We start from the raw sequence: 5963 nt of genomic DNA on the forward strand, positions 1-5963 counted from the left end.
GTGTGTTACAAAGATAAAGTATCTGAGGGAAAATGTAGGAAGAGGCGTCAAGGCTGTTGTTCCCGACTACAAAGCCGACTATGAGGGTATTATTAACGTTACAAATTCCGTTGTAATAAACGGCGTTACGCTTAGTAATGCACAAGCCACAGCGTGGGTCGCAGGTGCGGACGCTTCCGCTTCAAACGTTCAGAGCAACACATATAAAATCTATGTGGGTGCGGAAAGTGTTGCAGGAGCTAAAACCCATGAACAGGCAGTTGCGGCAATCCAGAACGGCGAGTTTTTCTTTTCATATTCCGAAAATGGAGATGTAATTGTTGAGTATGACATAAACAGTCTTACATCGTTTACAGACAGAAAAGACAAATCCTACAGCAAGAACAGGGTTCTGAGAGTATTTGACAGCTTTGCAGAATCTATTAGATTGAATTTCCCGCCTAATAAATACAGCAACAATGAAAACGGCTGGGATATTATGGACGGTATGGGAAGAAGTATTTTAAAGCAATTTTTTGACGCAGGAGCTATCCGGAATGTTGACTATGATTCTGATTTTGCAGTGGTCAGGGGCGAAAGCAAGGGCGACAGTACTTATTTCAATGTAGGAATTCAGCCTGTAGACAGTGCGGAAAAGTTATATTTTACAGTAAAGACCAGATAAGGAGGTTAAGTTATGGAAAGATACAACGATAACCCAATAGCGCTCAGCGAGGGAAAGGTTTTTGTAGACGGTGTGCAGATACTTGACGGTGTTAAGTTTGAATTGAAATTTACACCTGATGTGTATACCGGAAAGGTATTGGGAGAACGTTCCCCAAGCTCGCGCTGGATGGGATATACAATTACGGGAACTATCACAAGAAGAATATCAACTCCATGGTATAAGGAGATAGTTCAGAAATATCAGAAAGACGGAATAACGCCTGAATGCACGATCCAAGGCGTAATGGACGATAAAGGCTCTGATTATTATCAGATGTACGGTTCTGATACTGTTACCGCAGTAGGCTGCGTATTTACAGGCGACATTCCTCTTATGGCTCTGGATACTGCCGGAGGAGTAAGAGAGGACGCTATTTCTTTTAATGCTAAAGATGTGATTTAAGACGTGTGTTAACGTCTTATTTTTATGTCCGAAAGCGGTCAAGACGTAAAACTGCTCCGCAAAAAACTATTATAATATTATGGAGGTCATAAAAATGACAAAGAATTTAAGCTATTTCATGAGAGAACAGAAGGAAGAAATCGTAAATGCTCCTGCACCGGAAAGTTTCGTTGACGAAAACGGAAACCGTCTTGAACTTGAAATTAAAACAATTTCCAATGACAAGATAAGAAAAATTCAGGACAATTACCGCAAGCGTTCTATTGCTCTGGATAATTCAGGAAATCCTTATCTATCGAACGGTGAAGTAGTATTCCAGACAGAAAATGATATCAACAGAGCAATGAGACATATCGTCGCTGAAGCATTGGTTTATCCCGATTTAAAATCTAAGGAGCTAATGGACTTTTATCATTGTTATGATATCAGTGAAATGCCTCTTAAAGTATTTCACAGACCGGGAGAATACAGTCAGGTATTTAATTCCGTTATGTCAGTGCTTGGACTTATAAAAAAGGACGAAGATTCAGACGAAGTTAAAGAAGCAAAAAACTAATAACCTGCAAGGGATCGTTTGAATACTGGGCGCATGTCTTATGGCAGCGCCACGGACTGCGTATGGAAGAGTTTGAGAAAATGCCTAAACGCACAAAACTCTTCTACATTGCGTCCGAATTGTGCGAGTTAAACGACCCTTGCAGGGTAGATATACAAATTTTGCTTGCTATGCTTAAATGCGGGGTGAGGCTGTAATGTCATATGTAATGAATGCCGTATTTAAGGCAACAGACGGGATAAGTCCTATATTAACAAGCATAGGTCAAATCGGAGAAAAGGTTGTTGCCGGTCTTGAAGACGGTTTTCTCGGCGTAAACTCCTCTGTTGGGCAGTCGGCAAAAATGTTTTCGGAAGCCTCCGCCTCAATATCAAAGATTTCCGGCGAAATGTCGGGTATTGTATCACAGTCAGAACAGGTTTCCGCTGCAATAGACGGAGAATCCGAGACATTGAGAAAAAATGCACAGTCATTGCAGCTGAAAGCAGATGAAGCCGAACGTGCGGCAGAAGCTGACAGAAAGCATTATGAAGAACTTTTAAATCAGAGTACGGCCGAAGAAAAAGCTTCTGAATCTATGAGCCAAAGCGTAGAAATTGCACGTCAAAGGGCTGAGACCTCAGAACAAATCGCTGCCGGATTGCGTGAAGAAGCGGATGCTGCCGAACAAGCATATATTAATTTGGATAATAATGCTCAGGCGGCTGTTCAGGCGGCTCAGGCGGAAGATAAGCTTGTCGATTCGGTAAATAAGGCGGCACAATCTGAACAAAAAGCTGCTGATGCGTTGGAAAATTCTGATTCTTCCATGAATCGTACTGCTAAAACCGCAACATCGACGGCAACCTCTTTTGCGAAGCTTGAAGCCAGCACTTCGGGTAATATATCCGCTACAAGAGCTCTTGCTAAAGAATTTTCTAATGAAGCTGAAAAGTTAAGACTGGCAGCGATAGAAGCACATAAAGACGCAGATGCCAAAAGACAAGCTGCGCAAGTGGCAAAAGAGTTGCATGAAAATCTTAAATCGGAGCTTTTGACAGTACGGGAAAATACCGAAGCTTCAAAAGAAGATACAAAGGTTCTTGCCGAACGAACCGAACAAGCAAGACGTTTTGCTAAGGCTAAGGAAGAAGCTGCTAAGCGAGCTGAAAAGAAGGCACAGAATTTAGAATCTGACACTGCCGCAGCTAAAAAAAATGCCGCTGCTTTGGAAGAAGCTGCACAAGCAGACGAACAATTATATAACTCTGCAAACAAAACTGCTTCTGCTGAGCAAAAAGTAGCCGACTCTCTCAATAAATCCGAACAGGAGGCTAAGGAGTACGGCGCCGCCATGATAAAGGCGGCTGATGACAGCGAAAAGCTAGGAGACAAGGGCGGTAACGCTATTTCTGAACTGGAATCAATTATTGCAGGTGCAGGAATAGTCATGGGGCTTAAAAAAATCGGCGAAGCGTTTCTTGATTGCAGTAATTCAGCGGCACAGTTTGAGGCAAGTATTGCAAAGGTTTCAACAATTGCCGATACAAGTCAGGTTTCCTTGAGTACTATAGAATCAGATATTATGGCTCTTTCACGTTCAACCGGACAAGGTGCAGGCGATTTAACAGAAGCTTCGTATCAGGCAATTTCAGCCAGTGTCGATACTGCCTATGCCGTTAAGTTCGTTGATGAAGCCAATAAGCTTGCTGTGGGCGGTTTTACTCAACAGGCAACAGCTGCGGACGTACTGACAACGGCTATAAACGCTTATGGGTTAGCCGTATCAGAAGCGACACAAGTGTCAGATATGCTGATAACAACTCAGAATCTCGGTAAAACAACAGTTGACGAACTTGCTCAGAACATGGGGCGTGTTATCCCTCTTGCAGCGGCATATAACGTTGAAATGGATAATCTTTCTACGGGTTATGCTATTCTCACAAAAAACGGTATTGCCACGGCAGAGTCAACGACATATTTAAAATCCATGCTGAATGAACTCGGTGATACAGGAAGTGCAGTTGCCGGAGTTTTACAGGAACAAACAGGACAGTCTTTTGCACAGCTTACAGAAAGCGGTTATTCACTGGGTGATGTACTGACTGTAATCGGAGACAGCGTAAACGGTGATACCACGGCATTTAATAACCTTTGGGGAAGTCAGGAAGCCGGAATCGGTGCGTTGGCTTTGTTTAATGCAGGAGCGGCAGAGTTTAACAGCACTCTGGGCAAAATGCAGGATTCAGCCGGAGCGACTGAAAAAGCGTACATGACTATGACCAATACCACGGAACACGCTCAGAAGAGAATGCAGAACGCTTTCAGCAATCTTGGTATTACAATAGGTTCGCAGCTGAATCCGGTTATTTCAGATTTGTATAACGGTGTTGCTGATGTTGTAGACGGGTTCTCGGAATTTACCGATGAACATCCGGGCGTGACAGCGGCAATTACAGGGGTAAGTGTTACTTTAGGAATAGGCACTGTAGCTTTGACCGGATACAGCGTCGCTTCTAAGGTGGCTTCGGCGGCAACTAAAACCTTTACCGCTGTTTTACAAGCGAATCCTCTGGTAAAAGGAGCTATGATTGCTGTTGGTATAGCAGGTGTAGTTGCAGGAGTAGCTTCGTTTACAAATGTAATTAAAAGCAATACTGATGCCGTTGAGGACTACAACGGAACGCTTGAACAATGCAGTACAGAAATTGACAATACCAGAACAGCTTATGAAAATGTCTGCAATATGTACGGAGCTGAATCTCAGGCGGCACAAGGTCTTGCTTCTGAACTTGAAACTCTTAATGCTCAGTATCAAAAAGGTGGAGGATTTGCAGCTGATTATGCTCAGCGATTGGAAGAAAGCAAGGAAGCCCTTGCTTCGTTCACTACTGAATACAACAGCAAAATGGACAGTATCGACAAAGATTGGCAAAATGGAATGGTTGCAGTAGCTCAGCTTGAAGCATTATCCAAGCAGTCTGAATTAACCAATGCCGACCTTGATATGATGTCTCAATATGCCGATTACCTTAATAATACATTTAATTGTAATATTGAGGTTGATTATGATACGGGTAAATTAACAGGGTTCGATCCGACTAATATAAATTCACAGATGGCAACATTTGCTCAGGAGAGTATTAAGGATTATGCTCAATCTAAGCTTGCATCAGGAGATGTTTCTACAGAATACCTAAACGCTGTTCGTTCATTAGAGGATTTTGAAAAGAAGTCTAAAGTTCAGATATATGAAGATTTGAAGGAATTGGGCAGGTCAAGTGATTCAATAACTGCTGAAGAAATACAAGGTATGCTGGAAACTGATGAAGACTATGCCGAAACTTACAAAGGATTTATCAATGATGTAAGTAATTATAAAAATCAGCTTTATACATTGTATACTGATGCCGGTTATGAAGATGGTTGGGATTCATATATTGGTTCTCTTGATGATGTAGCCAATGTTTACAACGATTTAGGGAAATCAGCGAAAGAAGCTCAGAAAGCCATGACGCCTGAAGAAGCAATTTCAGAAGTATGGGCAGCTAAAGAAGAAGAGATAAATCAACTCGCTCAGGCTTATGACGAGGCATATACCGCTATAAGAACAGACCTTGACGGTATGTTCGGGTTGTTTGAAGAAGCAAGCATAAATCTTGAAAATACGTTGTCTCTTGATGGTGCTATAGACAATCTTGAAAGTCAGATTGATTATTTCAACCAATATGAAGAAGCTCTAAGTCGGCTTTCTGATATGGGAGTTGATAATTCTATAATTGAACAGTTGGATCCAGAGCAGGCGGTTGCTTTTGCTCAGCAATTGGGTGAAATGGACACTTCACAAGCGGCGGCTAAGATAGAAGAGTTAAACGGTTCATTTGATAAATTATCTGAAACGAAAGATAAAGTTGCCGAGAAAATGGCGGATGTTGAAACGGAATTTTCGGAAAAACTTGATGATATTAAAAAACGACTCGGTGAAGCTGTTGATGACATGGAACTTGGCAAAGAAGCTGCTGATTCTGCAAAGCTTACAATGGACGGATACATATCCCAACTTAAATCTAGTGGAGATACAGCAGTGTCGGAAGCTCAAAACATTGCACGCAGAATCACTGCTGCACTAAATGTTAACGTTTCTCCGACAATATCAACCGATAGTTCCTCATCAGGTTCAACACCGTCAGTAACAACAACGCCTTCATCTTCAGGTACAACTACTGCAACAACAGTTACAAGGAATGCAAACGGTACAACATATGCCGATGATGTTTTTATTGCGGGTGATGAGGGCCCTGAGCTTATTATAGGAAAAAA

4 protein-coding genes are annotated in these 5963 nt (G+C 42.1%); all 4 read left to right on the forward strand.

From position 1 onward, the window contains the following. Positions 1 to 664: phage tail sheath subtilisin-like domain-containing protein (locus tag OCV67_RS12595; protein WP_178085155.1), on the forward strand; the 664-nt coding region annotated here is incomplete at its 5' end. 12 nt (positions 665 to 676) lie between these two features. Next, positions 677 to 1108 (forward strand): phage tail tube protein, encoded by a 432-nt coding sequence (locus OCV67_RS12600; RefSeq protein WP_147644296.1) that lies wholly within the window; start codon positions 677 to 679, stop codon positions 1106 to 1108. A gap of 94 nt (positions 1109 to 1202) precedes the next feature. After that, positions 1203 to 1664: a phage tail assembly chaperone gene (locus tag OCV67_RS12605; protein ID WP_178085156.1), complete on the forward strand. Its 462-nt coding sequence runs from the start codon at positions 1203 to 1205 to the stop codon at positions 1662 to 1664. A 196-nt stretch (positions 1665 to 1860) separates the two neighbouring features. After that, on the forward strand, positions 1861 to 5963 hold a 4103-nt coding region (locus OCV67_RS12610; RefSeq protein WP_178085157.1), incomplete at its 3' end, for a phage tail tape measure protein.

This window comes from Porcipelethomonas ammoniilytica (genome assembly GCF_025567485.1).
In the GTDB taxonomy this organism is placed as follows: Bacteria; Bacillota; Clostridia; order Oscillospirales; family Ruminococcaceae; genus Porcipelethomonas; species Porcipelethomonas ammoniilytica.

Coding starts and splice junctions, on each gene's coding strand:
- OCV67_RS12600 (WP_147644296.1), top strand. CDS start 677: ATGGAAAGATACAACGATAACCCAATAGCGCTCAGCGAGGGAAAGGTT.
- OCV67_RS12605 (WP_178085156.1), top strand. CDS start 1,203: ATGACAAAGAATTTAAGCTATTTCATGAGAGAACAGAAGGAAGAAATC.